Source organism: Allobosea sp. P2_B12, from assembly GCF_056404835.1.
Genome location: NZ_JBFUDG010000002.1, coordinates 674,062 through 693,520, shown reverse-complemented (window position 1 = coordinate 693,520; position 19,459 = coordinate 674,062). Strand labels below are relative to the sequence as shown.

Genomic DNA, 19,459 nt, shown 5'->3' with positions numbered 1-19,459 from the left:
TCACTCCAGAACGAGAGCGCTGTGTGCGGGATCGAAACCGATCGCCAGCAGCGAATCGCGGCACTCTAAAGATGCCGCCTTGAGCGAGACCGACAGACCGCGCGCCTTCGCGCTGACGGCGGCGGAGTGGAGCAGCTGGATCCACAGGCTGGGCAGCGGCCCGGCCTCGGCACATTCGACGGCTATGCTCTCCTTCTGCTCCAGCGCCACGAGCAGCTGGTTACGGAAGGTTGCCGCTTCAGTGCGGCCCAGAAAGGCGGGGAGCGAGACGGTGATGACCATGGAGACACGACCCAGGATTGCGCCAATCAACATCGCGTCAGACTGGTAAAAATTTCCCTAACCGGAGGACGTTGCGTCAATGTTTTGGGCGAAGTCGTGGCGGAACGCCGCGCCGCGAGCGGCAATCACGCCCCGAGAGCCGGGCGGCGTGCGTCGGACGCATGCTGCAACCGCGATGGCGCTCGTCCGGGAAAGTGCCGCACGGACGGATGCAGCCGGGAATCGTCAGAACATGCTGTTGCTGATGGCGCGCGGAACCAGCGTGATGCTGCCGCTCGACTCGCGGTACTTGCGGGGAATGTTGATGACGCCGGAGAGGTGCAACCAAAGATTGTTGGGGGAGATCGGCTTGGTGATGATCTCATGCGCCCCGAGCTTGGCTGCCTGCACCACCGAGCGCCGGTCGGGCCGCTCCATCATGACGAGGACAGGCGCCTTGGCGAAGGGCGAGGTCTTGAACGAGCGGATCGCAGCGAGGCATTTCGTGCTGCCGTTATCGGGCATGTCCCAGTCGAGGATCACGATATTGGGCTGCTTCTGGATGAACATCGTCGCCGCCGATGCCAGATCGGATGCCTCGAAGATGCGGTGCAACTGCGCCTGATAGAGCATCGTGCGGACGATGCGCCTGTAGTGCGGGCTGGAATCGATCAGCAGCACCGAGAGATTGGGGAATGAGGGCGCTATATGCATGACGCGGGCTCGACAACTCACTCAACTGAAATCGACAACACCAACACAACATCAGGTTCCGCATCCGCCCGGGACCTGCTCTGGACGGCCCCGTTCTAGACGTTGAGGCCGAAGCGGAAGCCGCCCCAATGCCGGCCCCTGACAATGATCGGCGCCGAGAGGTCCTCCATCACGAGGAACTGGCCGCCGCCCATGTCGCGGCGATAGGTTTGCAGCAGGAACGGCTTGCGGTTGCGCGCCGTCGCGAGCCCGGTCCTGTCGTCGAAGATGCGCCTGTTGCGGCAATTGGCGTTGTTCCAGACCGGATCGAGACCCTGCGGCTGGGAGTATTTGCGGTTATGCGTCGGCAGGAAGCCGTTGCGGTCCACCGCCGCGCAGAACACGATCCGACGATTGGACGTCAGCAGCGCCTCCTGGATCGGCGGCAGCACGCGGTCGCACAGCGTCACGAAGCGCGTCATGTATTGCACCGGATCGCTGCCTGCGATCGGCTGGTAGCTCTCGTCGAAGAGATCGGCCAGGCTGAGCTCGCCGCGATCCAGCGCCTGCTCGAACAATGCGCCGATCTTCGCGGCCGTCTCCATCGCCGTCGCGATCAGTTCCGATTGCGCGGTCCGCACGCCCGAGGCGGCGATCGCGCCGAGGATGCCCTCACTGATCGAGACCAGCGCATCGGCGCGCTGGGCCGCCTTGTCGAGGTTCTCGCTGGAATGGTCGACGCCATCGACGAGCGTCCGCAAATCCTCGCCGACCTTGGCGCAGGCGACGGCGTTCTCCCGCGTCGGATTCGAGATCGCATCGATGTCGCCGATCAGCCCGACGACCGAGCGGCTGAAATTGTCGAGTTCGCCGAACTGCTGCGAGATATTCTGGCTCTCGTCGCTGGCGCGCCGCGCGGTCGATGCATTTTCATCGCTCTTGATTGCGAGCAGATCGACGGATTTGACCAGCGCTTCGAGCTGCTTTGCACTGAGCGCCGTCGCCTCGCGGGTCTGTTCAGCCAGATGCTTGACCGCAGCGGCGATCACGGCAAAGCCCCGTCCTGCCGCGCCACTGCGCGCCGCCTCGACGCCGGCATTGATCGACAGAAGCTGGATCTCGCGGGTGATCGACTGGATGGCGTCGCTCGAAGCCCTGACCTTATGGGCATCGGCCACCGCCTGCGACAGCGCCTGCGAGATCGACTGCGCACCTTGCGACAACGCCTCGATATCGGCCTGGGCCGCATTCAGTCCGAGCTTGACGGCCCCGGTGACGCGCTCGAGCCCGCTGCGGACGACGGAGGCCGTCGTCTGCGCGCCCTCCGCTGCCTGCTGGATCGCGCGATTCGCGCGGGAGACCTGCTCGACAGCCGTCACGACCCGGTGGAGTCCGTCCGTCTGTCCTTCGAGCTGCCGGGTCACGTCGCCGATGCGGCCGGAGATGTCGGTGATCTCCACACCGAGCTTGCCGAAGCGTTCGGCGATCTCGCGCACCGCGCGCTCGGCCCCAGCCTCGGTCGGCAGGTCCTCATTGGCCGGCTCAGGGGCCTTCAGCGCGAGCGCATGCATGGTCGGCGGGTCCTTTTCGGGCCTCAGTGATCCAACCTGACGCTAGCAAAACGCGGTAAATCGACTGTTAATGCAACTTGGGGGCGTAGCGAGCGCACACGGCAAGCCGGACTGCCTGCCCTGCCAGTGCCGCCGGGTCGATCGTCACGACAAAATCGCGCGGCCGGGGAACCGCCAGGCGCACAAAACCGTATCCTGTTGCATCTGCCGACATCGCTCCCGCATAACGTTAGGATAGCGTCGAAGCCGATACCGCCACTGGAGGATTCCCATGATCACGACGAATTCGTTCTCCCGCCGCTCCCTCCTCGGATTCGGCGCGGCCGCCATCGCCGTCGCGGCTGCCCCGAGGGTCTGGGCGCAGGCCGCGGCCCCCGCTGCGCCTGCCGGCCCGTTCTCCCTGCCCAAGCGCGCCTATGAGGCCGCGGCGCTGGAGCCGCATATCGATGCCACGACGATGGACATCCATTACAGCCGCCACCATGCCGCCTATGTGGCGGGCATGAACAATGCCGCCAAGGACCACGGCGTCCTCGCCGCCAAGCCACTCAACGAACTGTTGGCCGATATCGGGCAGTTGCCGGAGGCCGTGCGCGTCGCGGTCCGCAATGCAGGCGGCGGCCACGCCAACCACAGCATGTTCTGGGAGATCATGGGGCCGAGCGCCGGTGGCGCCCCGACCGGCGACGTCGCAGCCGCAATTACCAAGGATCTCGGTGGCTTCGACAAGTTCAAGTCCGATTTCGAGGCCGCGGGCCTGCGCGTCTTTGGCTCGGGATGGGTCTTCGTCACCGTCGACAAGGCCGGCAAGCTCGCCTTACTCAGCAAGCCCAACCAGGACAGCCCGCTGATGGACAAGCACATGGTCCTGCTGGGCAACGACGTCTGGGAGCACGCCTATTACCTGAAGTACCAGAACCGCCGCGCCGACTACCTCAAGAGCTGGTGGAACGTGGTCAACTGGGCCAAGGTCAACGAGCGCTACGCCGCCGCGAAGGCCGGCAAGCTGACCGTCTGACGCGCTCGCATTCGATTGCGCTCATCATGCCCGGCCTCAGGCCGGGCATTTTTGTCTCGAGCGCAGCCGCGGCATGGCGGCCCGACAGGCAACGCCATTGCGAAGCTGCACCGATACATCTAGTTTAGAAATAATCTAAACAAGAGATCCTTGCCATGCTCACCCGCCTCTCCCTGCCCGGATTCAGCGGCAAGCGCCGCTTCGACACGCTCTCCGAGAAGGAAATCCTCGCTCTCGCGATCTCCTCCGAGGAGGAGGATGGCCGAATCTACGCGATCTATGCGCAGAAACTGCGCGCCGCCTATCCCGCCTCGGCCGCGATCTTCGAGGGCATGGCGCAGGAGGAGGACGGTCATCGCCAGCGCCTTCTGGCGCTGCACCGGCAGCGCTTCGGCGACGTCGTCCTGCCGATCCGGCGCGAGCACGTCGCCGATTTCTACGCCCGCAAGCCGGTCTGGCTCGTCGAGAATCTCGGTCTCGATCAGATCCGCGCGGAGGCCGAAGACATGGAAAGGCAGGCGCGCGACTTCTATGTGGCAGCCGCCGGCCGCTCGACCGATGTCGATACGCGCGCGCTCCTGGGCGCGCTCGCGGCCGCCGAAGCCGGGCACGAGGCCAAGGCGCAGGCCCTGACCGCCGAGCACCTCGATGGCGAGACCCGCAGCGAGGAGGACCTTGCCGCCAAGCGTCAGTTCGTCCTGACCTGGGTCCAGCCGGGCCTCGCCGGGTTGATGGACGGCTCGGTCTCGACGCTCGCCCCCATCTTCGCCACCGCCTTCGCGACGCAGGACCCGCGCACCACCTTCCTGATCGGCCTTTCCGCCTCGGTCGGTGCCGGCATCTCGATGGGCTTCACCGAGGCCGCTCATGACGACGGCAAATTGTCGGGTCGCGGCGCGCCGTGGAAACGCGGACTGGCCTCAGGCGTGATGACCGCGCTGGGCGGGCTTGGCCACGCACTGCCCTATCTCATCCCGCATTTCTGGACCGCCACGACGGTCGCCTTGATCGTCGTCTTCGTCGAGCTCTGGGCCATCGTCTGGATCCAGAACCGCTACATGGAAACACCCTTCCTGCGCGCCGCCTTCCAGATCGTCCTGGGCGGCGGACTCGTGCTGGCGGCGGGGATATTGATCGGCGGGGCGTGAATCTTAGTCACCACCTCAGCCCTCATCCTGAGGAGCCGCGAAGCAGCGTCTCGAAGGATGCTCCAGGGGGCTCGGGAGACATCTGGGGCATCCTTCGAGACGCCCCCTGCGGGCGCTCCGCAGGATGAGGGCAGGAGGGTTGTCAAAGCACCGGCGCCCTCGCCTCGCACACCTCGGCCTGCTGGAGCGCGAAAGCCGCGCGCAGGCAGAGATCCTCGCGCCAGGGCGCAGCGATGATCTGCACGCCGATCGGCAGGCCCAGCCCGAACACCGGCACCGCCGCGACCGGCAGGCCGATGCAGGAGATCGGCTGGGCGAACAGGCCGAGATTGGGCCGCAGCGGCACGGTTTCTCCGCGCAGCTCCAGCGTCTTCTGGCCGACGAGCGGCGCCGGACAGGGCGTCGCTGGCGCGATGATCAGGTCGACGCCCCCGAACACCCGCATCATCTCGTCATGGAACCAGCGCCGCGCCCGCTGCGCCTGAATATACCACGCCGCCGGCAGCATCGCCCCGGCGAGGAAACGGTCGCGCGTCTCGGGGTCGAAATCATCGGCTCGCTCGCGCAGTCGCTGGAGATGGAAGGTCGCGCTCTCGCCGTTGGTGATCAGGAAGGCGGCGGCGCGCGCGATGCCGGCGCCTTCCAGTTCCAGCGTCCGTGTCGCTCCGAGGCTCTTCGCCACCGCCGCCACGGCCGCTTGCGCCTCGGGCATCCCGTCCGTCGAGAAATGCCCTGCAGCAATGGCGATCCTCAGGCCACTCGTCCCTTGCGGCAGCGTCGGAAGCACAGGCTCGACCGACCGTTGCGCGCAGGCGGGGTCATGCGCGTCGCCGCCCTGCATCAGGTCATAGGCCATCGCCAGATCGGTGACGTCGCGCGCGAACGGCCCGAGATGGTCGAGCGAGTCGCAGAATGGGAAGCTGCGTGTGCGCGGCAGCCGGCCATAGGTCGGTTTCAGCCCGAAGATGCCACATAGCGAACTCGGCACCCGGATCGAGCCATTGGTGTCGGAGCCGAGCGAGAGCGGCGCCAGCCCGGCCGCCGTCGCCGATCCCGAGCCCGAGGAGGAGCCGCCGGCCATCCGGTCGCGATCATGCGGATTGCGGCACGCGCCGTCATGGGCGTTCTCGCCGGTGAAGTCATAGGCGTATTCGCCCATGTTGAGCCCGCCGAGCAGGACCGCATCGGCAGCCGTCAGCCGCTCGATCAGAACCGCGTCGCGCGCGGCCGGCGCCCGCTCGCGATTGATCTTCGAGCCCGCTTTGGTCGGCAGGCCCGCAATGTCGAACAGGTTCTTCGCCGCGAAGGGCACGCCCGCCAGCGGGCCGAGCGTCTGGCCAGCGGCACGCGCGGTGTCGATCCCGCGGGCCTGTTCCAGCGCGCGCGCGGCGGTCACGTCCGTATAGGCGTTGACCACCGGATTGACCCGCGCGATCCGCGCGAGAAAGGCCTCGGCGACGGCTTCCGCCGTGACCTCGCCATCCCTGACCTGCGCCGCGATCTTATGGGCCGGAGCAAAAACATCGATGCTCACGAGGCCTGCTCCACAGCACCTAGCCGGAACACTGGCGCCAGTTCCAGCGAGGCCGGATCGAGCGGCACGGCAAGCACGACCTTCGACATGCCATGGGCGATGGCCAGGAACTGCAGCACCATCGGCCGCTGCTCATCAGTGATCGTCAGGCCAAGCGTGGGCGCCATCGTCTCGAGATGGCGGGCGGCATCGAAGCCGCCCGCCGGATCGGTCTTGCTCATTCGGCCGGCTCCAGCTTGGCATGCGGCTCGGTCGTCATCGTCTTGACCGTGGTCTCTGCCGCCAGGGACGTTGCGCAATAGTAGAGGAAGCCGGCGACCATCGCGTAGGCGAGGCTGATCGAGGGCGTGACGCCGAGCCCCTTGCCGATGCCGATGGCCTCGCCATGCATCAGCCCGAAATAGGTCAGCACGGCACCGGCCGCCGCGAACGCTGCCGCCTGCATGAACTGCTTCTCGATCACGAAGACGCCGATCGCCCCGAGCACGAGCCCGGACAGGATCGCGCCGCCGCCCATCAGTTCGAGCCCGTGATAGAGCACGCCCATATTGGCCATCTTGTCGATGCCGACCGCCGCCGCATTGGTGCCGGCTGCGCCGAGCGCCCCGTCGATCAGCACCTTGGCCCAGGCCGCGAGATGCGGCGTGATCGCCAGCACGATCGCCGGAGCATGGCTCGTCGGCGTGGTCTGGAAGGCCTGCGCCCCGATCAGCATGCCGATATAGAGCAGGATCGGCGAAATCGCGACGATCGGGATCAGCGCCAGCAGGAGCGCGATGATGCCGAACCAGCACAGCACCACGACGATCAGACCCGTCGCGGCCGAATAGCCGATACGACCGCCCATCGCCTTCCAGCCGGGATGGCCGATATAGACCGCGTTGATGAAGGGGTTGCCCATCAGGCAGCCGATCAGCGAGACGACGCCGTCGGCCGTCAGCACCCGCGTCGTCGGGTAGTGGTCGCCGGCAGCCTCGGCGCTCTCGACATTGTCCATCGCCTCGACGAGGTCGTAGATGCCGAAGGGGATCGCCGTGACCAGGATGATCCCGAGATAGGAAAAACCCGAGAAGACGTGGTCGACCGCCGGCAGCGGCAGCGAGAAACCGAAGGTCGAGAAGGCCGCGCCGAGCTTCGCCAGCGACAGCCCACCGACATCGAGCCCGAACAGGGTCGAGCCCCAGGCGATGATCATGCCGAAGCCGATCGCGACCAGTCCGGCCGGAATGCCCTTGGGATAGCGCACCCCGCCGAACCAGCTCACCAGGATGATGGCGAGGCACACCAGGCCGATCGCCGGCGTCAGGAATATCTCCAGCGCCGGCCGCATCGAGATGAAGGCGATCGAGACGCCCGCCAGCGTGCCGAGCAGCGCCGCGCGCGGGGTGATCTTGCGGATATAGGGCGCGATGAAGCCGCCGAGCATCAGGATGAAGCTCTGGAAGAAGACCCAGACCAGGCCGGCTTCCCAGCCCTTGATCGGATCGCCGGTCATGCTCGCGATCGGCAGCATGATGACGAAGGTGACGACGAACATATGCGGCACGCTGATGCCCGACGGCAGGGCACAGACATCGTCGCGTCCGGTCTCCTTGGCGAGCTTCCAGGCGAGCCAGGCGTAATAGCCGGTCGAGAGCAGCATCATCAGTCCGAGTGCCGGCAGGATGCGCCCGAAGACGATCGCGCTCGGCATCTTCAGCACGAATTGCAGCAGCCCGGTCAGCACCAGCAAATTGACCAGGATGTTGGTGCCGAAGCCGAACAGGGCGTTCCAGTCGCCCGGCGTCCAGAGTTTCGGTGAAGTCGTCGTCGCCGTTGCCATAGCCATCTCCCCCTGTTTCCCGTCTCGCTCAACCCTCATCCTGAGGAGCGCCGCAGGCGCGTCTCGAAGGATGGTTCAGCGGTCTCCGGAGCCTCCTGAAACATCCTTCGAGACGCGGACGTTGCCCGCTCCTCAGGATGAGGGCTCGCGGGAATCTCACGCCGCCTTCTCCGTGGCCGCGAGCGCCGCCAGCACGTCGCCCGTCGTCGAGACCCAGCCGAAGATCCCGCCCTGCGCCGCGATCATCCGCAGCCCGACCTCGTGGAACTCGGCGAAATACGAGGCGCAGGCATCGCCCAGCACGAGGCAGCGATAGCCCCGGTCATTGGCCTCGCGCACGGTGGTGTGGACGCAGACCTCGGTGGTGACGCCCGTGACCATCAGGGTCTCGATGCCGCGGTTGCGCAGCATCAGGTCGAGATCGGTCTGGTAGAAGGCGCCCTTGCCGGGCTTGTCGATAACCGGCTCATCTGGCAGCGGCGCGAGCGCGGGAATGATGTCATGCCCGGCCTCGCCCCGGATCAGGATACGCCCCATCGGCCCGCAGGCGCCGATACGCTTGTCGGCCGGGCCGCGCTCCACCTTGGCGGGCGGCGCGTCGGAAAGGTCGGGGCGGTGGCCTTCGCGGGTATGGATCACCAGCATGCTGGCCGCGCGTGCTCCGGCCAGAATCGCGCGGCAGGGCTCGACCGCCGCGACCAGCCGCGAGACGTCGTTTCCGAGCGCCGCGCCGAAACCGCCGGGCTCGAGGAAGTCGCGCTGCATGTCGATGATGATGAGCGCCGTGCGCGCGAAATCGACGCTGAGCGGAGCAGGCTTAGCTGAAATCTCGAAGCGGCTCACGGCTTGGCCCCCGATCGCGGTCGAACGGAACAGGCTTTGCAAGGGCTGTGCCTGAGACCGAGTCACGCGAGCCTCGCGGAATCGACTTCTGAGGAACGACAGCCAGGACCTTGAGATCGCGATGAAATCGTCCGGAAGCGAAATCTCAGCTTCGTTGAAGAGCGGCCGCCCCGCCGTTCAGGAGGCCGGCCTGCAATCGCGATTGCATAATCTTTGTATGCATGGTGAGAAAAACTGCCCATTCATTGGGCCTGCTTATTGAGAGGGCCATCGTGCCGACATTGACCAGCCTGCTTGCCGCCCATCTGGATGGCGCAACCACAATCTCGCAGACCATCGCGGCGGCTTACGCCCGCCGCCGCGCCCATGGCGATGCGGCGATCTTCATCACGCTGCGGCCGGAAACCGAGGTGCTGGCGGAGGCCGAAATCCTGCAGGCGGAAGGCCCGAAAGGCCGCCGACTCTGGGGTATCCCGGTCGCGGTGAAGGACAATATCGACGTCGCCGGAATGCCGACCACGGCGGCCTGCCCGGCCTTCGCCTATCAACCGACGCAGGATGCCAGCGTCGTCGCGCGGCTGCGGGCGGCCGGTGCGATCATCATCGGCAAGACCAATCTCGACCAGTTCGCCACCGGCCTGAACGGCACGCGCTCGCCCTATGGCGTGCCGCTGAATACGCTGCGCGCCGACCTCGTCCCCGGCGGGTCGAGTTCCGGATCGGCCAGCGCCGTCGCCGCCGGCATCGTGCCGGTGTCGCTCGGCACCGATACGGCGGGCTCGGGCCGCGTGCCGGCCGGCCTGCAGAACCTCGTCGGCCTCAAGCCCAGCCTCGGCCTCGTCCCGACAGCCGGCGTGGTCCCCGCCTGCCGCACGCTCGACTGCGTCTCGGTCTTCGCGCTGACGGTCGAGGACGCTTGGGCGGTCCTAGAAGTAACCGCCGGCCCCGATGCCACGGACGCCTTCTCGCGCCTGGTTCCACTCGGCCAGCCCGGCGCCGTGCCGCCGAAAATCCGCATTGCCGTGCCGCATCCGGAAGACCTCGATGTCGCCGGAAATGCCGAGGCCGCGGCGAGTTTCGCGCTGGCGGTCGAGCGCGCACAGGCACTCGGCGCCGAGATCGTGCCGCTCGACATGGCGCCGCTCTACGAGACCGCGCGCCTGCTCTATGACGGCCCATGGGTGGCCGAGCGATACCTCGCGATTCAGGACCTGCTCGCCCGCGATCCCGATGCCATCCTGCCCGTGATTCGGGAGGTCATCGCCGGCAAGCCCCTGCCCAATGCGGCCGCGACCTTCGCGGCACGCTACCGCGTCGCCGAACTGGCACTGGCCGCGAAGGCCGCGCTGAAGGGCATCGACGCGCTGATGGTACCGACCGCACCGCGCCCGGTGACGCTGGCCGAAATGGCGGCGGACCCGATCGGCATGAACTCGCTGCTCGGCCGCTACACCAACTTCGTCAACCTGCTCGACCTTTGCGCTCTCGCGATCCCGGTGAGCCTGGCGGCGGACGGCACGGCGGCAGGCGTCACGCTGATCGCGCCGTCGGGCCATGATGCGGTGCTCGCCGGCCTCGGCCGGGCGCTGCATGCGGCCGCCGGCCTGCCGCTCGGCGCAACCGGCCTGCCCTACCCTGCCCCCGGTGCGCTGCCGCTTCGCGCGGCGCCCGACGCGATCGAGATAGCCGTCGTCGGCGCGCATCTCTCCGGCATGCCGCTGAACGGCGAACTGACCCGCCTCGGCGCGACTTTCTTGCGCGCCACCACGACGACGCCGGACTATCGCCTCTTCGCCCTGCCCGGCGGCCCGCCCGCCCGTCCCGGACTCCTGCGCGTCGCGGAGGGCGCAGGCGCCACCATCGCGCTGGAAGTCTGGTCGCTGCCGCCAGAAGGTTTCGGCCGCTTCGTCGCCGGCATCCCCTCCCCGCTCGGCATCGGCACGCTGGCGCTGGCCGACGGCACGAAGGTGAAAGGCTTCCTCTGCGAGACCATCGCGACGGAAGGCGCCCGCAACGTCACGGAGTTCGGCGGCTGGCGGGCTTATGTGGGCGCGCAAACGGCAGCGGCAGCGCCGCCAAGCTTTGGCGAGCTCCTAGCCACTTTTCCTGGCGAGCCCGGAGACATTCCGCCGCGGACCTGAACGGCCGGAGTGGATAAGGTCGGTACCGTAGCGACCCGCCCCTCACCGCGTCTCGGCATAGCTCCGGAACGCGTCCCTGACGATGCCGATATGGGCGCGCATCGCCTCGATGGCGCCCTGCTGGTCGCCACGCAGGATCGCCTGAACGATCAGGTCGTGCTCCTGATAGGAGCCGCCGAGCCGGCCCGTTGCGCGGAACTGGGCGCGGCGGAAGGGCGCGACGCGGGTGCGCGTCATCAGGGTCAGCTCCGCCAGATAGCCGTTATGCGAGCCTGAATAGATCGCGGCGTGGAAGGCCTCGTTCTTCTCGTGATAGCTGGTCGGATCGCCCTCATGCACCAGCAGCCGGAGATCATTGTGCAGGGCCTCAAGCCCGCGCCGGTCCGGCACCGTCATGTTGCGGGCGGCCATCCCGGCGCAGAGCGCCTCCAGCTCCGCCATCGCTTCGAACATGTCGTTGAGCTGGGCGGGCGTCGGCAGCGCGACGACCGCTCCGCGATGCGGCCGCACGCTGACCAGCCCCGATGCCGAGAGCTGGCGGATCGCCTCGCGCACCGGGGTCCGCGACACGCCGAAGCGGGTGGCAAGCTCCTGCTCGTCGAGCGGCGTGCCGGGCTCGAGCACCCCGGAGACGATCTCGTCGGCGATCTGCAGGCGCAAGCTCTCGGTTCGCGTCAGCGGCGCCCCGATCGGCTTGTCTGTCCTGGCAGTGGCGGCGTGGCGCTGCATGGGTTCAAAATCGTCAGGCGAGGCAAAACATCGGGTGAGGATTCGCTGCCACCTGAATAGCAGGCTGCGGCGGCAGGATCATCGGGTCTGCGCGCTCATTCGGCGATCGCGCTGACATGGGCGGCGACCACCCGCCAGCCTTCCGGGAACTTGACCCAGGTCTGGCTCTGGCGCCCGACCTTGCCGGCCATGCTCTCGCGCCGGAACAGCGTGTTGGCGGTGGCCATGGCGTCGCCATAGGTGGTGATGACCGTGCGATCGATCGTGCGCAGCAAACCGACCGGCGAGCGCGCCGAGCGGAAGGCCGCGATCTCGCCGAAGCCGTAGAGATTCTCGCCCATGCCGTATCGGATCGTCTCGGGCGCATCCTTGAACGAGGCATCCAGCATCGCGACGTCGTTCTCGTTCAGCGCCTTCTCATAGGCCATGAAGGCGGCCTCGACTTCGGCGATGACGGCAGGGTCGTTGATCTTCATTGGGCTTTCTCGACTTCGTTCGTCATTGAACCGCGGCGTCATTCTCGGGCGGAGCGAAGCGCAGACCCGAGAATATCATGACCAGAAGACGCTGGTTTTCGAGATGCTCGGGTCAAGCCCGAGCATGACGCGCAAACCCGTGCCCGCGAACGACATACACAATCACAGCGGCGGATGCGGAATCGCCGTCAGCAGTTCCTTGGTATACTCCGCCTGCGGGTTGCCGAGCACCTCCTCGGCCGTGCCTTGCTCGACGATCGCGCCCGTCTTCATCACGATGACCCGGTCGCAGAGCAGGCGCACGACGTTGAGGTCGTGCGAGACGAAGAGGTAGCTCATGCCGAGCCGGCCTTTCAGCTCCTCCAGTAGGTTGAGCACCACCGCCTGGACCGACACGTCGAGCGCCGCCGTCGGCTCGTCGAGGATGACGAGATCGGGATCGAGCGCGATCGCGCGCGCAATGCCGACGCGCGCCTTCTGCCCGCCCGAGAGCTGGTGCGGAAAGCGGTCGATCAATTCGACCGGCAAACCGACAAGCCGCGCCAGCTCCTCGCAACGCGCCCGCAGCGCATCGCGGCCGGAAATCGTGCCCATCCGCATGATCGGGTCGGCGATGGCGCGCTCGGCCGTGAAACGCGGATTCAAGCTGTCTGTCGGGTCCTGGAAGACCATCTGGATGCGCCGGCGATGAGCTGAGGCCGCGAACTGCTTGGCCGGAATCGCGCCAATATCGGTGCCGTCGAAGATGATCTTGCCGCCGCTGGGATCGATCAATCGCGTGATCATCATCGAGGTCGTCGACTTGCCGCAGCCGGATTCGCCGACGAGCCCGAGCGTCTCACCCTTCGCCACGGTGAAGCTGATGCCGTCGACGGCGCGGAAGGCCGATTTCGGCTCCTCGGCCTTGCCCATCAGCTTGGCGAAGAAGGCGCCGGTCTCCGGGCGCGGATACTCCTTCACCAGGCTCTCGACCCGCATCAGCGGCTCGGCCCCGGCGACCGGCGCCGGGCGCGGCGCGGCGGCCTGCGCGGCGGGACCCTTGGCGGCATCGGGCAGCAGATCGGCGAGCGACATGCCGATGCGTGGCGTCGCCTGCATCAGCTTGCGCGTGTAGGGGTGCTGCGGGTTGCGGAAGATGTCGGCGGCGGAGGCGGTCTCGACCACCTTGCCCTTCTCCATCACCACTACCTTGTCGCAATAGGCCGCCGCAAGCCCGAGATCATGGGTGATCAGGATCGTCGACATGCCGCGCTCGCGCGTCAGCTCGACGATCAAATCCATCACTGCCTTCTGGGTGGTGACGTCGAGCCCGGTGGTCGGCTCGTCGGCGATCAGGAGCTGCGGCTGGCAGGCGAGCGCGAGCGCGATCACGACGCGCTGGCACATCCCGCCCGAAAGCTCGAAGGGATAGGCGTCGTAGCGCTCCTCGGGCCGGGCGATCTTGACCTTGGTCAGCGCCTCGATCGCCTTTTCCCGCGCCGTCGCCCGCGTCGCCTGGACATGCTCGAGCAGCACGTCCTCGATCTGCTTGCCGACTTTGCGGATCGGGTTCAGCGCCGCGCGCGGGTTCTGGAAGATCATCGAGATCTCGCGCCCGCGCAGGTCGCGCATCTGGCTCTCCGGCGCGGTGACGAGGTCCATGCCGGAGAACGTGATCGAGCCTTCAGCCACTCGGCCGGCACGGTCGAGGATGCGCACGACCGCATAGGACGTCACCGACTTGCCCGAGCCGGATTCACCGACGATGGCGACGGTCTCGCCCTTGGCGACGCTGACATCGATCGACTTGACCGCCTGCACGGCGCCCCGCCGCGTCGCGAACTCGACGGTGAGGTTCTTGATGTCGAGCAGTGGGGGAGCGGTCATCGGCCACTCCCGTTGTCATTCAAGGGCTCGCGCAGCGAGAACCCGGAACCCACGACGGGGTGAGCCATGGAGATCGGACAGGTCGCGCCCCTGCCCGTGGGTTCCGGGTTCGCTGCTTCGCAGCGCCCCGGAATGACAGCGGGAGTTGCCATCTCAATTCCTCCGCTGCGGATCGACGAGGTCGCGCACGCCGTCGCCGAGCAGGTTGAAGCAGAACACGGCGGTCATCAGCGCCAGCCCCGGGAAGAAGGCGATCCACCATTCGCCCGAGACGATGAAGCTCGCCCCCTCCGCGACCATGATGCCCCATTCCGGCGTCGGCGGGCGCACGCCGAGCCCAATGAAGGAGAGGCCCGCCGCGTTCAGGATGGCGTAGCCCATGGTCAGCGACATCTGCACGGCCATGATCGGCATGATGTTGGGCACGATCTGCGTCAGCAGCAGCCGCCAGTCGGAATTGCCAGAAAGCCTGGCCGCCTGCACGAAGCCGGCGTCGCGCCGCACATTCGCCTCGGCGCGCGCGACGCGGGCATAGAGCGGGAAGTTGATGATCGCGGTCGCGATGACGATGTTGGTGACGCTGTTGCCGAGCGCGGCCACGATGCCCATCGCCAGCACGAAGAGCGGAAAGGCCATGATCGTGTCGGCGATGCGCCCGACCAGCTTGTCGACCCAGCCGCCATAGAAGCCGGCCATCACGCCCGCCAGACCGCCCATCGCGAAGACCAGCGCCACCGAGCAGATCGCGATCGCGAAATCGAGCCGCGTCGCCACGATCACGCGGCTGAAGATGTCGCGCCCGAGCTGGTCCGTGCCGAACCAGTGGGCCGCGCTCGGGCCCTGCAGCGCAGAGTTCGTATTGCTCGCCAGCGGATCATAGGGCACCAGCGAAGGGCCAAGCACGGCCGCGATCACGATCAGCGCGAACAGCCCGAAGGCCAGCCCCGTCACCGGGTTCTCCGCGACGATGTGGCGGGCATGCGCCAGCAGGCTGGTCGAGGGCGGCGCGTCGAAGCGCAGCGGCGCGGGCTCCGCAGGCACTGCGGCGGGGATCAGTTCGGGGTCTTTCGCGAGGACCTGGCTCATGTCGTTCACGGCCTCAGCCCTCCAGCCTGACGCGGGGATCGATGACGCCGTAGAGCACGTCGATCATGAGGTTCAGCGCGACATACATGACCGCCATGGTCAACACGAAGCCCTGGATCGGCGCGTAGTCGGAGGCGATCAGCGCCTCGACCGCATAGGAGCCGACGCCTGGCCAGGCGAAGACCTTCTCGACCAGCACATTGGCGCCGAGCAGGAAGGAGAACACCATGCCAAGCGTGGTCACGACCGGAAGCATCGCATTGCGGAAGGCATAGGTGCCGATGACCTTGCGGTTCGACAGCCCGCTCGCCCGCGCGGTCCGCACGAAGTCGGCGCCGAGCACCGCCAGCATCGAGGCCCGCGTCATGCGCGTGATCGGCGCCAGCGAGAAGATCGCCAGCGTCAGCGCCGGCAGGATCAGTTGCGCGAAGGCCGCGCGAAACGTCGCAACATCGCCGGCCAGCAGGGAATCGACCAGATAAAGCCCGGTGATGCGCGCAGGTTCGGACGCAAAGACGTCGAGCCGCCCGAGCGGCGCCGGCGACCAGCCCAGGATGAAATAGAAGACATAGACCAGCAGGAGCCCGGTGAAGAACACCGGCAGCGAGACGCCGGCCGTCGCCACGACGCGGCAAAGATGGTCGATCCAGGAGCCTTGCCTGACGGCGGCCAGCACGCCGAGCGGCAGCGCCACCGCCATGGCGAGGATCAGCCCGGCCAGCGTCAGTTCGGCCGAGGCCGGCAGGCGAGCCGCGAGGTCTTTCGTCACCGGCTGGCCGGTGGTCAGCGACTGGCCGAGATCGCCCTTCACCAGCGCCGTGACATAGGAGACGAACTGCACCGGCAGCGGCTGGTCGAGCCCGAGCTTGCTGCGGATTTCGATGATCGCCTGGGGCGAGGCCGCCGGCCCGGCGAAATACGCCGCCGTATCGCCCGGCAGCACCCGCGTCAGCAGGAAGGTGACGATGATGACGCCGATCACCGAGGGGATCGTCGTCATCAGCCGCTGGCCGATCATCTTCAGCATGGCGTCGTCCTCATGTCCTGGAACGCATGACCGGAAGGTGAGAGCCTCGGAACCACACCGTCATCCTGGCCGTAGCGAAGCGGAGTGCCGGGATCCATCGTAGGACGGTGCCCTTCGATGGATCCCGGATCTGCGCCGCTACGCGGCTTGTCCAGGATGACGGGGTGTCTCCGGGGTCAGACAATGAGGCTCACGCCTTCGTCAGGTAGCGGAAGTCGGGCTCGCGGCAGGGCTGGAACTGGTAGCCGCCGATCGACTTCTGCAGGGCGACGTCATGGGTCGGCTGGTTGATCGGCACCATCGGCACTTCGTTGTTCACCAGCTTGATGAAGTCGACGACGTTGGCGTCGTAGGCCGCCTTGTCGGGCGCGAAGCGGGCGGCATCAACCAGCTTGTCCAGCGCCGGGTTCTGGTAGGCGGCGATGTTGAAGATCGAGTTGTTGCCGTGCATCGTCCAGAACAGGTAGTAATCCGGGTAGTCGAGCCAGCCGGCGAAGCGGTTGAGCACCATCGGATTGGTCTTCTTGGCGATCTCGGTGCGGAAGTTGGCGCCCGGCACCTTGTTGATCTCGACGGTGATGCCGATCGTCGCCAGCGCTTCCTTCATCAGCACCGCCATCGGCTCGGCGACGGTCGCGTTGCCGGCATCAAAGTAGAGCGTCGTCGAGAACGGGCCACCGGCCGCGTCGACAAGCGCCTTGGCCTTGGCGACATCGGGCGTGTAGGGGAAGGGCTGCGGCCAGGCGACCTTGGGCGTCGTGCCGCCGGCCATGGACACGCCGCGGCCGAACAGCGAGGCCTGCAGGATCTTGTCATAGGGCATCACCCAGGCCACGGCCTGGCGCAGGCGGACATCCTTGAACGGGCCGACCTGGGTGTTGAGATAGCAACCCCAGACCCCGTTGGGGATCGGCACACCGACGACATTGACCTTGCCGGCATCGAGCAGGTCCTTGAAGTCCTTCGGCGGCAGCCCGTACGACACATCGGCGTCACCGCGCTCCATCAGCGCCCGGCGGGTCGAGGGCGAGGCGATGTCACGCGCGATGATGCGGCGAAGCTGCGGCAGCTTTCCGCATTTCCAGTCGTCATTGCGGACATAGATCGTCTCGACGCCGGGCTTCCAGCTTTCGACCTTGTAGGCGCCCGAGCCAGCGATGTTGTTCTTCAGCCATTCCTTGGCATGCGGATCGCCGCCGCCATTCTTGATGGCGAGTTCGGAGTCGAAGATGAAGGGGATGGTGACGGCCAGGTTCGGCAGCGTCATCTTGTCCTTGCGCAGGAAGTCGATCCGGAAGGTCTTTTCGTCGACGACGACGAACTGCTCGGGCTTCTCCAGCGAGCCGGCATTCATCTGCGTCGTGGCGAAGCCGCCGATCGTGCAGGCCCGGTCGAGCGACCATTTCACGTCCGTCGCGGTGACCTTGCGGCCGGAATGGAAGGTTGCGTCGCGCAGCTTGAAGGTCACGCTCATGCCGTCGGAGGCAACCTGCCAGCTCTCGGCCAACTCGCCTTCGAGCTCGCCCATCGAGACCATGTTGCCGCCGCCTCCGGGGATCGGCACCGGCTTGAAGCGCAGCAGCCGGTCATAGCAGTTCAGCGCGACGCCATTGACCGGCTGCGACGAGCCGATGCCCTGCATGTCGAGGCTGTTGGGGCCGTATTCCTGCACGAGCAGCAGCGTCTCGTTGCGGCTCGGCGCCTGCGCCTGCGCGCTGCCCTTCGCCACGAAGGGAGCGGCGAGGCCGGCGGCGATGGCGGTGCGGCGCGTGATCATCGAAGTGTCCTTATGTGCAGGGCTGAAGAGTGAGGCTGGCGCCGGCTGACCCGGCAGGCGGGCGGGATCGGTCCGGCCTTCATGCATGCGGCGTGCCGCAGGTCGTCGATAGGCTGCTCGGCAAGCGAGTATTCGGCGCCGCATAGGCGAGGGAAGGCAGCTTGAAACCCTTGCAGCGATGCATCGCATCCCCCGTCGGCACCATGGCGTGACCGCTCTTCGCTAGCAGGGAGTGTGCCAACTCTATGGCTTTGTTCTGCTTGGCATTTTCGACGCACCTAGACGGGCGGATGACCAATACGCATGCAAGATGTATGCATGCGTGCATTATTGACTAATAAATGATCATAACGCAGGTGGCCGCCTCGCAAAGGCGCAGCCGTGCCCCGGGGCCAGGATCCACGCCGCGAGGCTCGCCCCTTGCATCGCGACGAATCAAGCCGCTGTGTCGATTGGCACAGATGGAAGCGGCCAAGCCGGCACGGACAAGCAATGCGCGCAAGGCAGATCGAAGTCTTCAGGATGGTGATGCGCCTGGGCACGCTGACCAGCGCCGCCGAGGCACTCAACGCGTCCCAGCCGGCGTTGAGCCAGATCCTGCTGCACACCGAGGACGAGCTCGGCTTCAAGCTGTTCCTGCGGGTCAAGGGCAGGCTGATCCCGACGCCCGAGGCCGAGGACCTTTACCCCGAGGTCGAGCGCCTGTTCGGCGATCTCGAAGCATTGCGGCGCCGGGCCGGCGATCTCCGTCACGGCAAGGCCGGGATCGTGCGCCTCGCCGCCTCGGCGCCGCCCTCGCTGTCGCTGGTGCCGGAGGCGCTGCGCCACTTCCGCGCCGCCCATCCCGACATGCGCATCCTGTCCCATGTCGTGCCGGCCGAGATCGTCATGAGCATGCTCGACGACGGCCAGGCCGGTCTCGGCATCGCCATGACCGATCAGGCCATTGCGGGGATCGACGCGGAGATCATCGGCCGCACCCGCATCGTCTGCGTGCTGCCATCCGGTCATCGCCTCGCGGGCCAGGATACGGTCGGCGCCTCCGACCTCGAGGGTGAGACGCTGATCTCCTATCGAGCCGCCTCCCTGCCCGGCCAGTTGCTGCGCGATGCGCTGGCACGCGAGGGCATCGCCTTCCAGCCGGAGATGGAAATCGACGTCTCGATCATCGCGCTCGCCTTCGTCCAGCAGGGGCTCGGACTCGCGGTGGTTGATGGCCTCCTGCCCTGGCACAGCTTTCCCGGGCTGGTGACGCGGCCTTTCCTGCCCGAGGTCTCGCTGCCGCTCTGCCTGCTGACCAGCGCGCGCCGTCCGCTGTCGCGCAGCCACGACCTGCTACGCACCCATCTGCGCACCGCGTGCCGACAACTCGGCCTCGACCAGTCAGCGCCCCGACATCCATAAGGCAGACTTATGCGATCAGGGAGCCTTACTCTTTGACGCCAGCCCTTCGCAGCCCCGACACTG

At 66.9% G+C, this 19,459-nt stretch carries 17 protein-coding genes; 4 read left to right on the top strand and 13 right to left on the bottom strand.

The window, feature by feature from the left end; genetic code table 11:
- The 3 genes from AC1DYU_RS08630 to AC1DYU_RS08620 form a co-directional block, all read right to left on the bottom strand.
- Positions 1-282: a hypothetical protein gene (locus AC1DYU_RS08630; RefSeq protein WP_158486258.1), complete on the bottom strand. Its 282-nt coding sequence runs from the start codon at positions 280-282 to the stop codon at positions 1-3.
- Between the two features lie 225 nt (positions 283-507).
- On the bottom strand, positions 508-975 hold the full coding sequence (locus tag AC1DYU_RS08625; RefSeq protein WP_476791262.1) for a response regulator: 468 nt from the start codon (positions 973-975) through the stop codon (positions 508-510).
- A gap of 95 nt (positions 976-1,070) precedes the next feature.
- Positions 1,071-2,525 (bottom strand): methyl-accepting chemotaxis protein, encoded by a 1,455-nt coding sequence (locus AC1DYU_RS08620; protein ID WP_476791261.1) that lies wholly within the window; start codon positions 2,523-2,525, stop codon positions 1,071-1,073.
- Positions 2,526-2,796: 271 nt separating this feature from the next.
- Here AC1DYU_RS08620 and AC1DYU_RS08615 point away from each other — a divergent pair, with 271 nt between their 5' ends.
- Together AC1DYU_RS08615 and mbfA are read left to right on the top strand one after the other, a co-directional pair.
- Positions 2,797-3,543, top strand: a complete 747-nt coding sequence (locus tag AC1DYU_RS08615; RefSeq protein WP_158486261.1) for a superoxide dismutase — start codon at positions 2,797-2,799, stop codon at positions 3,541-3,543.
- A gap of 155 nt (positions 3,544-3,698) precedes the next feature.
- Positions 3,699-4,691: an iron exporter MbfA gene (mbfA, locus tag AC1DYU_RS08610; RefSeq protein ID WP_476791260.1), complete on the top strand. Its 993-nt coding sequence runs from the start codon at positions 3,699-3,701 to the stop codon at positions 4,689-4,691.
- Positions 4,692-4,833: 142 nt separating this feature from the next.
- On the opposite strand, the gene AC1DYU_RS08605 is transcribed toward mbfA, so the two are convergent.
- From AC1DYU_RS08605 to AC1DYU_RS08590, 4 genes are all read right to left on the bottom strand, one after another.
- Positions 4,834-6,225, bottom strand: a complete 1,392-nt coding sequence (locus AC1DYU_RS08605) for an AtzE family amidohydrolase (protein ID WP_476791259.1) — start codon at positions 6,223-6,225, stop codon at positions 4,834-4,836.
- Positions 6,222-6,446: a DUF4089 domain-containing protein gene (locus AC1DYU_RS08600; RefSeq protein ID WP_476791258.1), complete on the bottom strand. Its 225-nt coding sequence runs from the start codon at positions 6,444-6,446 to the stop codon at positions 6,222-6,224. Before AC1DYU_RS08600 ends, AC1DYU_RS08605 begins: the two co-directional genes overlap by 4 nt.
- Positions 6,443-8,047, bottom strand: a complete 1,605-nt coding sequence (locus AC1DYU_RS08595) for a regulator (protein WP_476791257.1) — start codon at positions 8,045-8,047, stop codon at positions 6,443-6,445. The genes AC1DYU_RS08600 and AC1DYU_RS08595 overlap by 4 nt, the downstream gene beginning before the upstream one ends.
- Positions 8,048-8,203: 156 nt before the next feature.
- Complete coding sequence (locus tag AC1DYU_RS08590) at positions 8,204-8,890, bottom strand: cysteine hydrolase family protein (RefSeq protein ID WP_476791256.1); 687 nt, start codon at positions 8,888-8,890, stop codon at positions 8,204-8,206.
- Positions 8,891-9,159: 269 nt separating this feature from the next.
- Between AC1DYU_RS08590 and atzF the strand changes: the two genes are divergently transcribed.
- Positions 9,160-11,031, top strand: a complete 1,872-nt coding sequence (gene atzF, locus AC1DYU_RS08585) for an allophanate hydrolase (RefSeq protein WP_476791322.1) — start codon at positions 9,160-9,162, stop codon at positions 11,029-11,031.
- 42 nt (positions 11,032-11,073) lie between these two features.
- On the opposite strand, the gene AC1DYU_RS08580 is transcribed toward atzF, so the two are convergent.
- The 6 genes from AC1DYU_RS08580 to AC1DYU_RS08555 form a co-directional block, all read right to left on the bottom strand.
- Positions 11,074-11,760 (bottom strand): GntR family transcriptional regulator, encoded by a 687-nt coding sequence (locus tag AC1DYU_RS08580; protein WP_476791255.1) that lies wholly within the window; start codon positions 11,758-11,760, stop codon positions 11,074-11,076.
- Between the two features lie 95 nt (positions 11,761-11,855).
- The gene (hpxZ, locus tag AC1DYU_RS08575; RefSeq protein WP_476791254.1) at positions 11,856-12,236 is read right to left on the bottom strand and encodes an oxalurate catabolism protein HpxZ; all 381 of its coding nucleotides are present in this window, start codon (positions 12,234-12,236) and stop codon (positions 11,856-11,858) included.
- Between the two features lie 162 nt (positions 12,237-12,398).
- A complete protein-coding gene (locus tag AC1DYU_RS08570) occupies positions 12,399-14,102 on the bottom strand; it encodes a dipeptide ABC transporter ATP-binding protein (protein WP_476791253.1) in 1,704 nt (567 codons plus the stop codon).
- A 153-nt stretch (positions 14,103-14,255) separates the two neighbouring features.
- Positions 14,256-15,188, bottom strand: a complete 933-nt coding sequence (locus tag AC1DYU_RS08565; protein ID WP_476791252.1) for an ABC transporter permease — start codon at positions 15,186-15,188, stop codon at positions 14,256-14,258.
- A 13-nt stretch (positions 15,189-15,201) separates the two neighbouring features.
- On the bottom strand, positions 15,202-16,215 hold the full coding sequence (locus AC1DYU_RS08560; RefSeq protein ID WP_476791251.1) for an ABC transporter permease: 1,014 nt from the start codon (positions 16,213-16,215) through the stop codon (positions 15,202-15,204).
- A 190-nt stretch (positions 16,216-16,405) separates the two neighbouring features.
- Positions 16,406-17,992 (bottom strand): ABC transporter substrate-binding protein, encoded by a 1,587-nt coding sequence (locus AC1DYU_RS08555; protein ID WP_158484743.1) that lies wholly within the window; start codon positions 17,990-17,992, stop codon positions 16,406-16,408.
- 492 nt (positions 17,993-18,484) lie between these two features.
- Here AC1DYU_RS08555 and AC1DYU_RS08550 point away from each other — a divergent pair, with 492 nt between their 5' ends.
- Complete coding sequence (locus tag AC1DYU_RS08550; RefSeq protein ID WP_476791250.1) at positions 18,485-19,396, top strand: LysR family transcriptional regulator; 912 nt, start codon at positions 18,485-18,487, stop codon at positions 19,394-19,396.
- The last annotated feature ends 63 nt before the right edge of the window (positions 19,397-19,459 follow it).